The 17,958-nt window shown below is 37.7% G+C and carries 10 protein-coding genes; 6 read left to right on the top strand and 4 right to left on the bottom strand.

All coding sequences use genetic code 11. The annotated features are described in order from the left end of the window. The first annotated feature begins 67 nt into the window (after positions 1-67). A complete protein-coding gene (locus tag PL9214_RS24510; protein WP_072721769.1) occupies positions 68-7,210 on the top strand; it encodes a PAS domain S-box protein in 7,143 nt (2,380 codons plus the stop codon). Between the two features lie 14 nt (positions 7,211-7,224). Here the strand turns inward: PL9214_RS24510 and PL9214_RS24515 are convergent, their stop codons facing one another. After that, positions 7,225-8,217 carry a hypothetical protein gene (locus PL9214_RS24515; RefSeq protein WP_072722326.1) on the bottom strand — a complete coding sequence of 331 codons (993 nt, stop codon included), beginning with the start codon at positions 8,215-8,217 and terminating at the stop codon, positions 7,225-7,227. A 134-nt stretch (positions 8,218-8,351) separates the two neighbouring features. Between PL9214_RS24515 and pdxA the strand changes: the two genes are divergently transcribed. The 4 genes from pdxA (at position 8,352) to moeB (ending at position 12,335) form a co-directional block, all read left to right on the top strand. Next, positions 8,352-9,389: a 4-hydroxythreonine-4-phosphate dehydrogenase PdxA gene (gene pdxA / locus PL9214_RS24520; protein WP_072721771.1), complete on the top strand. Its 1,038-nt coding sequence runs from the start codon at positions 8,352-8,354 to the stop codon at positions 9,387-9,389. Positions 9,390-9,394: 5 nt separating this feature from the next. Then, on the top strand, positions 9,395-10,591 hold the full coding sequence (locus tag PL9214_RS24525) for an MFS transporter (RefSeq protein WP_072721773.1): 1,197 nt from the start codon (positions 9,395-9,397) through the stop codon (positions 10,589-10,591). Between the two features lie 10 nt (positions 10,592-10,601). Then, complete coding sequence (locus PL9214_RS24530; RefSeq protein WP_072721774.1) at positions 10,602-11,075, top strand: M67 family metallopeptidase; 474 nt, start codon at positions 10,602-10,604, stop codon at positions 11,073-11,075. 87 nt (positions 11,076-11,162) lie between these two features. Then, entirely contained in the window at positions 11,163-12,335 is a 1,173-nt protein-coding gene (gene moeB / locus PL9214_RS24535; protein WP_072721776.1) for a molybdopterin-synthase adenylyltransferase MoeB, read from the top strand. Between the two features lie 92 nt (positions 12,336-12,427). Here moeB and PL9214_RS30830 read toward each other — a convergent pair whose 3' ends face one another. Then, a complete protein-coding gene (locus PL9214_RS30830) occupies positions 12,428-12,673 on the bottom strand; it encodes a hypothetical protein (RefSeq protein WP_186440451.1) in 246 nt (81 codons plus the stop codon). A gap of 73 nt (positions 12,674-12,746) precedes the next feature. Continuing rightward, entirely contained in the window at positions 12,747-15,182 is a 2,436-nt protein-coding gene (locus PL9214_RS24545) for an exonuclease domain-containing protein (protein WP_072721779.1), read from the bottom strand. Between the two features lie 413 nt (positions 15,183-15,595). On the opposite strand from PL9214_RS24545, the gene PL9214_RS24550 reads away from it, so the two are divergent. Beyond that, positions 15,596-17,086, top strand: a complete 1,491-nt coding sequence (locus PL9214_RS24550) for a DASH family cryptochrome (RefSeq protein WP_139295149.1) — start codon at positions 15,596-15,598, stop codon at positions 17,084-17,086. A 38-nt stretch (positions 17,087-17,124) separates the two neighbouring features. Here PL9214_RS24550 and PL9214_RS24555 read toward each other — a convergent pair whose 3' ends face one another. Next, entirely contained in the window at positions 17,125-17,943 is an 819-nt protein-coding gene (locus tag PL9214_RS24555) for a circadian clock KaiB family protein (RefSeq protein WP_083580171.1), read from the bottom strand. Positions 17,944-17,958: the final 15 nt, after the last annotated feature.

The raw sequence follows: 17,958 nt of genomic DNA on the forward strand, positions 1-17,958 counted from the left end.
CCCGTCCCCTAGTCCCCTAGTCCCCCCATCCCCCTTACCCCGTCCCTCTCCCCCTCATGGCTCTGAAATGGAACTTAATAGTTTACCGTCTTACATCCCAACGCTGAATCAACTTTTGGATAGAGATCCTCTGAGTGTCAGTCCTGAAATGCCTGTGTTAGAGGTACTCAGACAGATGAATGAGAACCCCTACTATCCGGCCAGTTATGTTGTGGTGCAACAAGAGAATCAGTTAGTCGGGATATTTACTGAACGGGATGTCATCCACTTGATCAGTTCTAGCCAATCCTTGGCCGGGATCAAGATGCAAGAGGTGATGACAACGGAAGTTATAATTTTAAAACAAGCAGACTATCGAGATATTTATCATACTATTTCCCTATTGCGGGAACATCAAATTCGCCATCTACCGGTTGTTGATGACCAAGGACAATTGCAAGGGGTGATTACCGGAGAAACCCTACGCCAAATGTTGCAACCGATTAATGTGTTGCGGTTGCGTTCCGTTGCTGAAGTGATGACAACTCCAGTGATTCAGGTTTTTCCCTCCACCCCGGTGTTAGACATAGCCAAACTTTTAGCTCAACATCAGATTAGTTGTCTGGTTGTTGTTGAAGAGCGTCCTCCTCAGTTTCCCCTCAACAGCAGTCCGAGCACAATTCCAGTCGGTTTAATTACAGAACGGGATTTGCTGCGGTTTCAAAGCCAAAACCAAGATATTTCCGGTTTAACCGCCCTTGAAATGATGAATCAACCCGTGTTGACGATTCATCAACATGATAATTTATGGCGGGCAAATCAGCAAATGCAAAAACATCGGGTGCGTCGCTTAGTGGTGATAGGAAATCAAGGAGAATTATTAGGAATCATTACCCAGAGCAATTTATTGCGTTTATTTGACCCGGCAGAATTGAATGAAATTGTCACATTTTTAGAACAAAAAGTTCAAGATTTAGAAGTCGAAAAACAACAACTCCTCGACGAACAAGAGCAGATCGTTGAACAACGGGTACAACAACGGCTGCGAGAACTTCAACACCTCCCAGAAACTCAAAAACAAACAGAAGCCGAATTACAAAAAGCCCACCAACAGTTAACTTTTCATGTCGAAAATTCTCCTTTAGCCGTGATTGAATGGGATGAACAATTTCGCCTCAAACGCTGGTCGCCCCAAGCTGAAAAAATCTTTGGTTGGAAGGCTGAAGAAATCCTACATCGCCATTGGAATCAGTGGGAATTTGTACATCCAGAAGATTTAGAACAGGTCACTGCGATCGCGTCCCACTTACTCAACGGTGAGGAAAGTCGGAATATCTGTTGTAATCGAAACTATACCAAAGACGGTACTTTGGTGTACTGTGAATGGTATAACTCTGCTTTCAAAAACGAATCTGGACAAGTTGTCTCTCTTTTATCACTGGTACAGAATGTCACTGTCCGGCAAACATCCCAAGGAGAACTTAAACGTCGCGCCCGACAACAACAGGTAATTGCAGAATTAGGTCAATATGCTCTTTGTCAAACCAACTTAGATACTTTATTACAAAAGGTTGTGATCCTCGTTGGACAGACTTTAGGGATTAAATATGTTCAAATTTGGGAATTACTCGCTAACGACAGTACCTTTTTGTTAACCGCAGGATTAGGATGGCGTTCGGGTTCTGTGGGGCGAATCACCGTTGGTCAGGGTCGCAAGTCCCAACCCGGTTATACCTTATTATTAAAAGAACCGATTATTGTTGAGGATTTACGAGTCGAAAGTCGCTTTAGTGGTTGTGCCTTTTTTTATAATCATAATATTGTCAGTGGCGTTACCGTTCTCATTTCGGGGAAAGAAAAGCCCTTTGGGGTCTTAGGAATTCATACTGAGGAAGAACGTCGGTTTACTTCAGATGAAATTAATTTTTTACAAGCGATTGCTAATATTATTGCGTCTTGCGTCGAACGACAACAAGCTGAAGAAGAATTAAATCGCTTTTTTAATCTTTCCTTAGACATTTTTTGTATTGGCACAACCCAAGGATTTTTTCAACGAGTTAATCCTCGAATGTTGAGTTTATTAGGATATACAGAAACTGAACTTTTAGGACAATCGTTTTTAGGTTTAATTCATCCTGATGATTGGGCAAATACCCTATTACAATTAGAGAATTTATCATTAGGAATTCCCAGCCATAATTTTGAGAATCGATATCAATGTAAAAATGGTTCTTATCGGTGGTTATCCTGGACAGCGATGCCCTTTGATGAAACCCAATATTATGCGGTGGCACGAGATGTTAGCGAAAACAAACGCACTGAAGCCGCGTTACGCAAGAGTGAAAAACGCTATGCCACCTTAGCAGAAGTATCTCCGGTGGGAATTTTTCACTGCGATATTGATGGGAATTGTTTGTATGTTAATCAACGTTGGTGTGAAATTGCTGGACTGACCCCGAAAGAAGCATTAGGACAGGGTTGGACGCAGGCCATTCACCCAGAAGATCAAGCCCATGTGAAGGAAGAATGGCAGCGACTACGGACAGATTCGGGTCAAATCCGAGAGACATCTTTACAAAAAATTCAGTTTTGTTGTGAATATCGGCTTCAGCGTCAAGATGGTCAAATAACGTGGGTTTTTGGTCAAGTCGTGGAAGAATTAAATGATCAAGGTGAAATCATTGGTTATGTAGGAACGATTACAGATATTAGCGCTCGAAAACAAGCCGAAGCCGAGTTAAAAACCCTCAATGAAGAGTTAGAAGATCGAGTCGCTGACCGCACCACAGAACTCAGTTTCATGAATGAAAAATTACATCGCCAAGTTGTAGAATTACAGGAAATAGAATCACAATTAGAAGATAAAGCTTATCAACAAGCGATCATTGCTGAATTAGGTCAAAAAGCTCTTTCAGAAATGAATTTAGTGTCCCTGATTAATGAAATTGTAGTTCAAATTGCCCAAGATTTAAACGTTGAATATTGCAAAATTTTAGAATACAATTTAGAAGGAGTATTTCTCACCTTAGCGGTTTGGGACGAGCCCACTCAACATTATACCCTTCTCAGTCATGAACCCCTGGTTTTCAAACCCCCGATGATTCATCACATCCCCAATGTTCAGGACGATCTAAAATTTAATTTCTCCCAATCCCAGCTTGATTTAGAGGAAAAGGATCTAAATCATGACAACTTTACACTTTTAAATAAAGGCATCTGTATTCCGATTATGGGGCAAAATTATCATCATTTGGGACAGGTAGAAATTTATGGGAAAAAACTACAACTGTTTAGTGAAGATGATGTTAATTTCTTGCAAAGTGTAGCCAATATTCTAGCAACGGCAATTGAACGAAAACAAGCTGAAGAAGTGATTCGCCAGAGTGAACAACTCTATCGTTTAATGGCTGATCATTCAACGGATTTAATTAGTCGCCATACCCCCCAAGGTGTTTATCTTTATGCGTCCCCCGCCTCTCGTTCTTTGTTGGGTTATGAACCAGAAGAGTTAGTCGGACGTTCAGCTTATGAATTATTCCATCCTGAAGATTTAGCCAAAATCAATCGCCCTCATCAAAGTTCTATTGAAACAGCCGATATTAATACTATCGTTTATCGAATTTTGCGGAAAGATCAAGAGTATGTGTGGTTTGAAACCACTCAAAAAAAGGTACGAGATCAAACAGGAAACATTCAAGAAATTGTTGCCATATCCCGTGATATCACGGATCGTAAACAAACGGAAGAAGCGTTACGGTTTAGTGAAGAACGATTTAAAATAACGCTCAAAAATTCCCCCATTGTTGTATTTAATCAAGATTTAGAGTTACGCTACACTTGGATTTATAATCCGGCGGGTGGATATGTACCCGAAGCCGTGATTGGTCGATTAGATAGTGATATTTTTCCTCCAGAAAATGCCGTTAAGCTGATCCAACTTAAACAACAAGTTTTAAATACAAAAGTGGGGTTGAGAGAAGAGGTAATTACGAATCTTCATAATCAAGATATTCAATGCTATGATTTAACCATTGATCCGCTCTTAGATTTAGAAGGAAATATTATTGGAATTACCGGAGCAGCTTTAGATATTACTGATCGCAAAAAAGCCGAATTAGAATTGCAAGAAAGTCAACGGTTTATTCAACGGATTACGGATGCTAGTCCTAATATTTTATATATTTATGATTTGCTTGAAAAGCACACTATTTATGTCAATCATGAAATTACTAAAGTCTTAGGATATACGCGAGAAGAAATTTTAGAAATGGGTTCAACTGTACTCTCGGATCTAGTTCATTCCGAGGATTATGCTCAACTAGAAATCTATCATCAAAAATTGGCAACGGCGACTAAAGATGAGATTTTTGAGTTTGAATACCGGATGAAAGATATTCAGGGAAATTGGCATTGGTTAGTCAGCCGAGATACCATTTTTGCTCGAACCTCCGATGGAAAACCGAAACACATCCTAGGCGCCGCAACGGATATTACAGAACGAAAACGGGTGGAAGAAAAATTACGACTCAGTGAACGAGCGATCGCCTATAGTAGTAATGGCATTGTGATTGCGGATGCTCGACAACAGGATTATCCGATTGTTTTTGTTAACCCAGCTTTTGAAAAAGTGACGGGATATTCGGCTCAAGAAGCGATTGGTAAAAATAGCCGTTTTCTCCAAGGTAAGGATCGTCGCCAATCGGAGTTAAAGCAAATTAAAAAAGCGTTAGAACAGAAAAAAAATTGTAATGTTGTTTTGAAAAATTACCGTAAAGATGGCTCTTTATTTTGGAATGAATTGAATATTTCTCCCATTTATGATGAGGCGGGAAATCTTACCCATTATTTAGAAATTCAGAATGATATTACTGAAAGTAAATTAGCCGAGGAACGTTTAGGTCAACAAGTCATCCGAGAACGATTAATTGCCACCATTACTCAACGGATTCGAGAATCTTTAGATCTTAAATCTATTTTATCAACAATGGTAACGGAAGTTAAACAGTTTCTGAAAGCGGATCGAGTTTTAGTATATCGAATTTATCCCGACAGTACAGGAAGTGTAATTGCGGAAGATGTTAATCCAGAGTGGAGTTCCCTTTTAGAACAAACTTTTTCTGAAGAAATCTTTCCCTCAGAATGTCATCCAAGTTATATTAACGGGAAAATTGCCTCCATTGCTAATATTAAAGAAAATCAGATTTTACCGTGTTTAGTTGAATTTTTAGAGCAATTTCAAGTTCAAGCTAAAGTTGCCGTTCCCATTATTGAAAATGAAACTCTATGGGGTTTATTAATTGCCCATCAATGCAGTCAACCTCGACAATGGGAAGAATGGGAAATTTCCCTTCTGCAACAAATTACCAGTCAACTTGCCATTGCGATTCAACAATCGGAATTATATGAACAATTACAAACAGAATTAAAAGAACGTTCTCTGGCGCAACAAGCTTTATTAGTCAGTCAAGAACGATTACAATATTTATTATCTTCTAGCCCCGGAATTATTTATAGTGCCAAAGCGAATGGAGACTATGAAGCTACCTTTATTAGTGATAATATTAAAACCCTTTTAGGATACAATGTCTCGGAATTTACTCAACCCAGCTTTTGGTTAAACCATATTCATCCAGAAGATATTGAGAAACTGAAAAATCAAGAAATATCTACCTTATTTCAGCAAGAATATGCAACTTATGAATATCGCTTTAAACATCAGGATGGCACTTACCATTGGATGTATGATCAAGCTAAATTAATTCGAGATGGGGAAGGAAATGCTTTAGAAATTGTTGGCTATTGGATTGATATTAGCGATCGTAAAAAAGCCGAAGAAGGCCTCAAAACCACCAATGAACAATTACAAGCAGTATTAGATGCAGTTCCAGGGTTTGTGTCTTGGATTAGTTCTGATTTACATTATTTAGGCGTTAACCGACATTTAGCCAATACCTATCAGTTACAACCGGAAGACTTTGTAGGTCAAGAAATTGGATTTCTTAAGGGAAGTCATGAATTTGCCCAGTTTATGGAACAATTCATGTGTGAACCTTATCTTAAAACCAGTGAGGTTACTTTAGAAACTCGAATTCAAGATGCGACTCGCTATTATTTATTAGTAGCCCAAAAATATAATCAAGATCAAGCTGCAATTTTTATCGGGATTGATATTACAGAACGCAAAAGAATTGAAGAACAATTATGGGCGACAACCTCCCGATTAAGTACCTTAATTGAAAATTTACAGTTAGGGGTTTTAGTCAAGGATGAATTTTACAAAATTGTCTTAACAAATAAAGCCTTTTGTAATTTATTTAATATCCACACATCTCCCGATCAACTCATCGGAATGGATGGCTCTACCTTCGCCTTTGAATATCAAAATATTTTTAGTGATCCTGCACAATTTATTATCCGAAATCAAGAGGTAATGCGAAGAAAAAGAGTCGTTGTTAATGAAGAACTTTCTTTAGTTGATGGACGCACCCTTGAACGAGATTATGTTCCGATTATGATTCAAGGAGCGTCTCAAGGTCATTTATGGATGTATCGAGATATTACAGAACGGAAAAAAGCTGAAGATACTCTTGTGACATCGTTACGCGAAAAAGAAGTTTTACTTAAAGAAATTCACCACCGGGTGAAAAATAACTTGTTGGTAGTTTCTAATCTTTTAGAATTTCAATCGGATTATGTTCAGCAGCCTGAATTGATTAAGGTTTTAGAAGATAGTCGAAATCGCATTTATTCAATGGCTTTAATTCATGAAAAACTCTATCGTTCAACGAATTTAGAAAAAATTAGCTTTGGAGATTATTTAGAAGATTTAATAGATAATTTATTTGAATCCTATAATATTCAAGATGGTCGAGTTCAGTTTGAACTGGATATTGAACCTGTTGGTTTAAATATTGAAACCGCACAACCCTGTGGTTTAATTGTGAATGAACTGGTTTCTAATACCTTAAAACACGCTTTTCCCAATGGTCGATCAGGAGTTGTTTATCTGGGACTCCATCAAAATGAAGAGGATAAAATTATTGTTACCGTTCGAGATAATGGGATTGGTTTTCCTGAAGGAGTAGACTTTAGAAATGTCGAATCCTTGGGAATGGAATTGGTTTGTACACTCACTGACCAACTCGAAGGAACGATTACCCTTGACCAGGAAAATGGAACCCAATTTACTGTAACTTTTTCCGAACTCCAATATCGACATCGGTTATCGTAGGGAATTGAGAATAGTTACTCTGTCTGTGAGGGTTTTGATCCGGTATTGCGAACATTAATTAATTTGTTGAGGAGATCGAACCAAAAGGACGATCCCATTGAAATTGCGATCGCGGTTAATCCCCATCCTATCATCGCTTTAATGACATTAAAAGTGAATAAGTTTTCTCCTGAATTAAACTGTTGATTTACGTTCGAGGTATCCCATCCTAAAGGTAAAGAGGAAAAGTCAAATAAATAGGAATAGAGAAAATTTTCGGTTAAATCTTGGCAAGATTTTGGAGCATCGGGTTGAGATTTTAAACAATCTTTAAGGGGAAAATTAGCATCTTGATTCAAAACAATATTAATCGTTTGGCTGAGATTTTCTTGTAATATAGGTTCTTGAAATAAACGATTAGCAATATTTAAGGTATCTGCATTTAATCCAATTGCTGCAATTAACCCAATCAAAAGAGTAATCAATTTAACTTTCCGTTTATAGACCCCTGATGCTCGAACCATTGATTGTTCAAACCAATCACTAATGGCTTTTTCTAAGGGTTCAATTTCTGCGGGATCTCTGGCTTCATGACTCGCTTTAACCGCTAAGATTTTGAACAATTTAATTTGATCAGGATCAAAAAGATGTTGAATCGCTTCAGAATCAATGGCTTTAATAAAATCTTCAATCGTAAAACTATCGAGCTTTGGTTGCACCCCAGACTGTTCTAAAATAACACTTATTAAGGTTAAAGCAAAGGTTGAACTCGGAATATAAGACGGGCCTAATGAGCGTTGATTCACTCGTTGTTTATAATCTTTCCAGGATTTAATTAAAGGGTGTTGATAGAGTAATTCTGTAGCGGTATTTCCTAAAACAACTTGAATAGAACGATATAAATTTTCCGCTCTCCAATCAAAGATATAACTGGCTAAAAATTCTTGGATTTCTGAGGTAAATAAACTCAAAAGTAGATAAATAAAAAATAAGCCAATCGCCACATTCAGCGTTGAGGGAATAGTCATAGGTTGCGGTTTAATATAAACTAACGGTTTTATCCAGTTTGATTTTAACTGATTCTTTCCCCGTAGTAAGCCCTTTAGGGCTACAATATTTAAAACGATCAAGAAAAAGCCCTGAAGGGCTTACTACTGAAATTATGTCTCAATCTAAACAATTACCTCGTTTAGCCATAACATTAGGTGATCCATCAGGAATTGGGCCAGAAGTGGTATTAAAAGCTTTAGCTGATCCGACGTTACATCAACACTGTGATCTAACGGTTATTGGAAGCGATCGCATTTTGCAACAAACCTACAAACAGTTACAAAATCAAGGATTTTATTCCTCAAACCCCCATCAGTTTACCGTGATAAATTTAGAGCCTGATCCGACTTTACCTCCCTTACAAATGGGAGTAGGAAACCTCACCAGTGGGGCGATTAGTTTTCAATATTTAGATACAGCCATTACTCGAACATTACAAGGCGAATTTGATGGAATTATAACAGGGCCAATTGCTAAAAATTTATGGAATTTAGCGGGTTATAATTACCCCGGACAAACGGAATTTTTAGCCGAAAAAGCCAAAGTTAAACGCTTTGGAATGTTATTTGTCGCCCGCTCTCCCTATACAGGCTGGACATTAAGAACATTGTTAGCCACAACTCATATTCCTCTCTCTCAAGTTTCCTCAACTTTAACCCCAGAATTAATGAGTTTAAAATTAGAGTTACTTGTGGATTGTTTACGTCATGAATTTGGATTAGAAAATCCCCGCATTGCTGTGGCTGGATTAAACCCCCATAGTGGAGAAGAGGGACAGTTAGGAACAGAAGAAAAACAGTGGTTAATTCCTTGGTTAAATCAACAACGCGATCGCTATCCTTATATTCAATTAGACGGCCCAATTCCCCCGGATACCATGTGGGTTAAACCGGGTCAAGCTTGGTTTAATTTAGGAAAAAATGCCCATGATGGTTATTTAGCATTATATCATGATCAAGGGCTAATTCCTGTTAAATTAATGGCATTTGATCGGGCGGTTAATACAACAATTGGTTTACCTTTTATCCGAACTTCTCCTGATCACGGTACAGCCTTTGATATTGCGGGAAAAGGAATTGCAGATGCGTCTAGTATGAAAGCTGCAATTGATTTCGGCATAGAATTAGTTAATAATCGTATAAAAAATTAATTGAGATGTCAAAATCAAATTCTCAACCCTCTATTCTTTGGTTTCAGTTAATCGGATTATCCTTAGTTCAAGGCGCAATTACCTTAACTTGGTTACTCTATCGATTATATGTCCCCCAACTTTTAACTACCTTTGGATTTCCGGGTTTATTCACAACCATTTTAGTCATTGAAAATGCGTTAGGAGTTATCATTGAACCGTTAGCCGGAAATTTCTCAGATCGTCAACGACAATGGATGGGAACCCGGTTTCCTTTCATTAGTTTAGGGGTGATTTTAGCTTCAGGTTTATTTATTGCTATTCCTACATTTTTTATTTTCGGTCAATCTCTTAATTCTTTACATGGGATATTGCCAATTTTATTAATTTTATGGGCTGTTGCGATGGCTCTATTTAGAAGTCCGGTTACAGCTTTATTAGGTCAATACGCCATAGAAACAAAACTCCCTCAAGCTATGAGTATTTTAATTTTTATTGGGGGTATTGTGGGGGCTATTCGTCCCATTTCTAGTGAATTTATTCTGAGTTTTGGTTCAGGAATTACATTTACAATTGGCTCTTTAGTTTTATTAGGTTCAGTCGGTATTTTAAGATATTTTAATCCTGATTTAAGTGTTCTTACTATTACTGAAAAATCTCAACAAAAGGTATATTTTAAAAACTTAGTTTTTATTGTAATCTTAGGATTTTTTGTGGCTTTGGGGACACGGCTAATATTGGGAGAATTTATCCCTAATATTATTCAAATTTCAGGAGAAAATGTCAAATGGATGATGTTTATTGGATTAATTCTTCTAGCCTTTGCATCTATTCCGGCTGGATTGATAGCCGTTAAAATTGGAAATACAAAAGCAACATTAATCGGATTAATCGCCACATCTATTTTATTAATTCCCCTTTCATTCTTCTCCCATTCTATCCTATTCCTATTCCTATTATTCCTCATTGCGAGTTATAGTTTAGTTGCTAATGGTATTATTCCCATTGCCTTTTCCTTAGTCCCCCCTCATAAAGCAGGGTTAGGAATCGGAGTTTATTTTGGATCCTTTTCTTTAGCCATGAGTGGATATGATTTTATCGTAAAACAACCCGGAACAGTTAATTTATTCGTCAGTTCGGGTTTGGGAATCATCGCCTTTTTAATGATCGCTATTTTAATCAACTTTATCCCTAAATTAACGACTTCTACCAGCACAAGCTAAATCTTAATTTATGTCAACCTTAACCCTATCCTCAGAACAAATTCAACAAATTTTAACTTATGCAGAACAAACCTATCCCGTGGAATGCTGCGGATTATTAATGGGAAAAATTAATGAAAATCATGATAAAATTGTAGTGGAGATTATTCCCGCCGAAAATGCTTGGAATTCGGAAACCGCCCAAGCTTTTGAGGAGGTAGAAACGACTGATCAACCTGTCACCTCTGAACGTCGGTTTACAATTTCTCCTCAACAAATGATTCAAGCCCAAAAACAAGGACGCGATCGCAATCTTGTTATTATAGGAATCTATCATTCCCATCCCGATCATCCAGCCATTCCCTCAGAATTTGATCGAGTTTGTGCGTGGTCAGACTATTCTTATATTATTATTTCCGTCGAAAAAGGAAAAGCAACCGACCTGCAAAACTGGAGTTTAGATGAATATCAACAGTTTCAAGTTGAAGAATTGATAAGACATTAACCCATTTTCCCTCCTAGGACATACAATATATAGTTTTGACGACCCAAACCCGTAACAGGGACGGTTATATTTTTTGTCGAAATTGCTATGCTAAATCCAAATCTGGATGAAATCCAGTTAACGAAAGACGACTACGAACGTTACTCCCGCCATCTGATTTTGCCAGAAGTTGGTCTGGAAGGTCAGAAACGCTTGAAGGCGGCGAGTGTGCTGTGCATTGGAACCGGGGGACTCGGTTCGCCATTACTCCTGTATTTGGCGGCGGCGGGAATTGGACGCATCGGAATTGTGGATTTTGATGTGGTTGACCATTCCAACCTGCAACGCCAAATTATTCATGGGACGTCCTGGGTGGGAAAACCCAAAATTGAATCAGCGAAAAACCGGATTTTGGAGATTAACCCCAGTTGTCAAGTTGACCTCTACAACACCCGCCTGAGTTCAGAAAATGCCCTTGACCTGCTGCGACCCTATGATGTGATTGTAGATGGAACCGACAATTTCCCAACCCGCTATCTAGTCAATGACGCCTGTGTGTTACTGGACAAACCCAACGTCTACGGGTCAATTTTCCGGTTTGAAGGTCAGGCGACGGTATTTAACTATGAAGGTGGCCCCAACTACCGCGATTTATACCCCGAACCCCCACCACCGGGGATGGTTCCCTCCTGTGCAGAAGGTGGCGTTTTAGGAATTTTACCCGGAATGATTGGCGTGATTCAAGCCACAGAAACCGTCAAAATCATTTTAGGAAAAGGTCGAACCTTAAGCGGACGCTTGTTATTATATAACTCCTTAGATATGACGTTTCGGGAGTTAAAATTACGTCCCAATCCTGAACGTCCCATTATTGAAAAATTAATTGATTACGAACAATTCTGCGGAATTCCCCAAGCAAAAGAACAGGAGGCAAAACAAAAAATGGATATTCCTGAAATGACGGTTCAGGAACTTAAGCAATTAATCGATAGTGGTGCGAAGGATTTCGTATTAATTGATGTCCGTAATCCCCATGAGTATGAAATTGCTCAAATTCCCGGTTCGGTGTTAATTCCTTTACCCGATATTGAACAAGGAAAAGGCATTGAACAAGTCAAAGAAAAGTTAAATGGTCATCGTTTAATTGCCCATTGTAAATCAGGAATGCGGTCTGGAAAAGCGTTAGGAATTCTCAAAGAAGCAGGCATTGAAGGCACTAACGTTAAAGGCGGAATTCTGGCTTGGAGTCGAGAAATTGATTCTTCTGTTCCTGAATATTAAATCAAGGGAATTACCCCAGGATTCAAAACTAATTTTTAAGTGGGTGATGTGTACTAACATACAACCCACTTTTTTTATATAACAAATTCTTTCTACGAACAACTTTGATTCACTTCAGGTTTAGCATAAACATCCCCTTTCGGAAAAATCCACTGTTGAATTAAGCGACGAGTTTCTATATCAGAAGCTTTCCAATTCCCTGATTTTAACTGTTGTTGTAAAGGCGTTAAATCTGTACTAGAGGAAGATTGGGTTTGAGCAAATACAAGGGAATCCATCGCCATTATCAAGGCTGAAATTACAGTAATTCTACCGATGAATTGAGTAAATTGGTACATAAATCTACAGGTTTTATTGAGAATAGAGTTAGTCAAATTTTCCATTGATATCCCCGATAATTCAGGATAGTTTTTAATTTGATTCCTGTTTAATATTTTGAAATAACCAATAATCTTTATATTCTGATAAAATAAATTCAATTGCATCCTCTAGTTTAACGTCTAAATCATGGTTTTGGATATCCACAATCATTTGATAAAATAGTTCAAATAGAATTCGCTCCTCTTGATGCCAAATCATCAATTTTCCGGTGCGAGAGTGTTGAAGTCGTTCTAATTCTAATAAGCTTTTTTGACCGCTAATGGGATAATCGGTTTCATCTCGACATAGAATAAATTTAAAATTGGGTTTAAAACCCAGTAACTCATTCCAGTTTTTCAACCGATGGAAAAAGGGAGATCCCCCTAAATGCAAAAATCCGACAACAAAACTATGAGTTTGGGTCTGAATCACTAAATGTTCAGGAATCACCCGTTTCCCCAACTTTAAGACATCTACACTCAAGGGAGAAATCACTAACATTAACCCTTCTAAAAGCGTCATCAATTTTCCTAAATCATCACTATCAGTAATAATTTTAGGTTTAGATAATGTCCCCTCTAAGCAAATGCGTTGTTCTTTGAAGTAATTTCTCAATTGTCGCTGAACCGGAGATTCCAAGAAAGGGGTAAATCCAAATAACTCAGAATTAAAAATTTCTGATTTTTCGGGATAATTCCGAGTAATAAACTCACTCATTTGACCCATTGCTTGTTTGATTGTTTCCAGTTCCGCTTCTAACTGTTGTAATCGTCGCTCAACCTCTGTTTCATCCGGGGTAGAAAGGGGAATAAGTTGATGTTTAGGGAGAGGAATTCCATCAACTTTATAGCGATAATAATCCGCCGCCACATTTAAGACTGTCCGAATCGAAAGATGATTTAAAATGGCGGTAACTTCATCAGGTTCAAATAAATCATCAACGGTAATATCTAAAAATTGTATTTTTAAATTTAATAACTGTTTTAGCTCTTGATTAGAAGGACGATTTAGGAACACTTGGGACTGAGACACCCGATCAATAATTGAGCCATCAAAAACCGCTTTAAATTGTTGCCAGCGATCAGGAAATAAGTTTAAAATAATTAAACTATTGGGAACATGGGTAAAAATCTCTTTAACGGCTGATCCAAAAGCCTGTAATAACCGTTCATTGTTCTTTAATCCTAACCCCTCTAACTGATCAAAAACAATCATTAACGGTTGATCTAATAACGATAAACACCCTAACACCTTTAACGCCTCTAAAGAAGCTTCCTCCCGACTCAATTCATCTTCCCAAGATGGTAAACCTACCCGATCTAATTCCTCTTGAGGTAAATTATTCATCGCCAACCATTGGGTAATAATTTGACGGCGATTAAAGTCAGTATACCCACAAAATTTCACAATTCCCTGTAAAAATTTAGGGGCGTAACCTGCGGCGGAAAAGTTATTATTCCACCATTCTAAGGCTCGTTTTTCAATATGTTGCCAAAACTCCCGTTTTGTTTTTGTTTCCGCTTGGGATAAATCGGTAAAGAGTTTTAAATTTCCGCCTTGAATCAGTTGTAAAATTTTCTCATCTTTCTGAGTTCTAGCGGTAAAGTAAGTGTCTGTAGATTTAATGATTTCAGCAAAACTATTCGCCAATAAATATTCAAGCTGAGTGTGAATACTATTGGGAACAATTTGGATCAAAGATTCTAAAATTCGGCTATAGGTATGAAATAAAACCGTATCGGGGTTATTGGGTTGACGAATAAATAATAAACGGTTTTTGGTTAATAAATCCTTGGCTAATCGCATCATCAGATGAGTTTTTCCCGAACCAGGTTCCCCAATGACAACCGCCCCCTTTGTTTGATGATTAGGGTCTAATTTAATATCGCCCAAAATTGCTTTTAAGCGATCGCATTCTTCCGCAAAAATACCCCTAAAATCGGGATGATCCTGAAACGGTGTATCCACCCGACTGCTTCCAAAGGGATTCGGTTGAGTTTTTAATTCAGTTTTCAAATATTCATTGACAATATGTTTATAAAGTTGATAGGTAAATAACGCATCATATTTCGCCCGATGAGCCGCATCTCGAATAAAAAATTGACCATCTAATTTTAACCTTAAATGCTTACTTAAAGCTTCTAACGAATGACTATTCAGTTGCGGTAAATAGCGTTGCGCTAGTTCAAAACTACACTGAAAATCTAATTGAGGTGCTGAAATTCCTACGGCTTTAAATGTATTTCTCAATACTTCAATATCATGTTGAGCATAATGACAGATAATTAATTGAGATTGAGCGATTTCAACAAATTCTTTTAAAATCTGCTTTAACGGTTTAGTCCGATGGGAAATTCTCGGACTGTGAGGATGATTTTCTGCAAAAGCTTCATAAATTAATTCACCTTGATGATTGACAATGGCTAATTCTCTTAAAATCGGTTGTCCTTCCGTATCAATAACAATAAAATCTTTTGTAGTTTTCATAAGACGTGAATACAATAAACTTGTTGAAGAACGAGAACCCGATGATCAAGATCACGGGATACCCTCGATATCTCTCACACACTTCTATGTTTATTGTCACTCAGAATGAACGTTATTATCACACAATTTTAGAGATGTGCGTCCCTGATATCACTGGAAAAATACGGAATAATTGAATCATCAACTTAATGATCCTGATTCTTTTAACCCTTACGGACTTGGAGAACGATTATGCAACGTCCTAAACCTCTTCGTTCTAACCCCTATAGCAGCTACCGTGACCCCAAAACGGGACGATGGTTGATTGTTAAACCGATGGAAGCTTCGGTTAAAATGGGTTAAGGTGAATCCGTTGGTGTCGATACCTCTACGGGTTCTGTAAACAACCTGAACCGTTTAGACATTAAATCATCGTGGCTCACAAACAAGTTTTAATTTGGTATCGCAATGATTTACGGGTTCATGATCATGAACCTTTATCCGCCGCATTAAACTTAAACGCAGAGATTATTCCCGCCTATTGTTTTGACCCCCGACAATTTGGTCAAACTTCCTATGGATTCCCCAAAACCGGAGCATTTCGCGCTCAATTTTTATTAGAAAGTGTAGAAGATTTACGTCAATCCTTACAACAGTTAGGAAGCGATTTAATCATTCGTACAGGGAAGCCAGAAACCCTTATTCCTGAATTAGTCAAAACCTTAAAGATTGATGCTGTTTATTATTATCAAGAAGCTACATCGGAAGAATTGAGAGTAGAACAGCGATTAAAAACGGCATTAAATTCTTTAGGGGTTGATCTCCAATCCTATTGGGGTGCAACTCTTTATTCAATCCCAGATTTACCTTTTTCTATTGCTGAAATTCCTGAAGTATTTACTCAATTTAGAAAAAAAGTAGAGAATCACTGTATAGTTAATCCTCCTTTTCCTTCTCCTCAGAAATTACCACCGTTACCCAAACTAGAATTAGGAATATTACCCACCCTTCAAGATTTAGGTTTAGAACCCCCTGTTGTTGATTTTCGTGCAGTTTTAACGTTTAAAGGGGGAGAAACCACCGGATTAAAACGGTTAAACGATTATATTTGGCAACAGGATTGCCTTAAAAACTATAAAGAAACGCGCAATGGAATGTTAGGCGCAAATTATTCTTCTAAATTTTCTGCTTGGTTAGCATTAGGGTGTTTATCGCCTCGATTTATTTATAATAGTGTTAAAAAATACGAGGTACAAAGAATTAAAAACGACTCAACTTACTGGTTAATTTTTGAATTATTATGGCGAGATTATTTTAGATTAATTGCCTTAAAACATGGTAATAAAATTTTTTATTCTGAAGGGTTACGAGGGCTTTCTGTTCCTTGGAAAGAAGATTTACAACAGTTTGAATCCTGGAAAACGGGAATGACCGGGTTTCCTTTAATTGATGCTAATATGCGAGAATTAGCTTTAACTGGATTTATGTCAAACCGAGGACGGCAAAATGTTGCTAGTTTCTTGACTAAAAATTTAGGAATCCATTGGAAAATGGGAGCGGAATGGTTTGAATCGCTGTTAATTGATTATGATGTTTGTAGTAATTGGGGAAACTGGAATTATACCGCCGGAGTTGGAAACGATGCACGAGGATTCCGCTATTTTAATATTTTAAAACAATCTAAAGATTATGATCTAAACGGAGATTATGTTAAACATTGGCTACCCGAATTAAGCAATTTACCACCCTCAAAAGTCCATGAACCTTGGTCTTTAATCCCCGTTGAACAAAAACGCTTTGGAGTGATTTTAGGTGTTGATTATCCTCAGCCTATTGTTAATTTAGAAAAGTCCGTTAAAGCTAATCAATCCATTTATGAAGTCGCTGAAAGACAACGCTCAACTCAGTTTATTCCCGGAAAGTAAAAAGCTTAAGATAAGCGGGAATTTTACTCAAAAAATCACTATTTTTCCCAGGGTAAAGTATCAGCCGGACTCCCTAATAATCGCAAAATCGTATCGACATTATTTAACTCTCCCACGATACGGCGGACAGGCTTTGGCCAAACTTTAACTAAAGTCGGAGTGGCAGAAATTTGATCCGCTTCTGCTAAGTCAGGATGTTTTAAAACATCAATCACTTTCAATGTATAAGGATGACCAATAGAACGTTCTAACAATTGATGGAGAGTTTGGAGGGTTTTTTCCGTTACCAAACTATGACCGGACACAAATAACCGTAAAACATATCCTTGGGTTTCAGGAAATTCGGCTTCAGGAGATAAATTCAGTTTAAAACTGGGAGAGGGGTATTCTGATAAATTTTCAGTTGTTGTAGAATCATGAGTCACATCATTTTTTTTCACCTGAACAATCAGATCATGATTTTCCCAAAGTTGAGGAAATTGCTCATAATAAGTGGCAATAATTAAAGGATTACAAAACTCTTCTGAACCCGTTGCGGGTTGCCAAACTACATCCTCCGTATCAAAAATCGTATTTAATAAAGTTTGGTATTGCAAAACCGGAGGATAAGCTTCCGCCGAAAGTTGGATTTGTTGAGTTTGGGGGTCAACCCAACGATCATAAGTTGCGGTATAGCAAGGAATCAAAAAATGAGGGGGTTCTGGTAAACCTAAAAGTTCTTGCAAAGACGTGCAAAGATGAGAATGCCAGCGACGCTGTTTATTGGGGTCAATACAATAAACTAAATCTCCCCCCGGAGTAAATAAAGCGATCGCTTTAAATAAATGAGTCACCGTAGATGGTTGAACTAAATTCAAAGCCTCATTCCATAC

The organism is Planktothrix tepida PCC 9214 (genome assembly GCF_900009145.1).
GTDB classification, from domain to species: Bacteria; Cyanobacteriota; Cyanobacteriia; order Cyanobacteriales; family Microcoleaceae; genus Planktothrix; species Planktothrix tepida.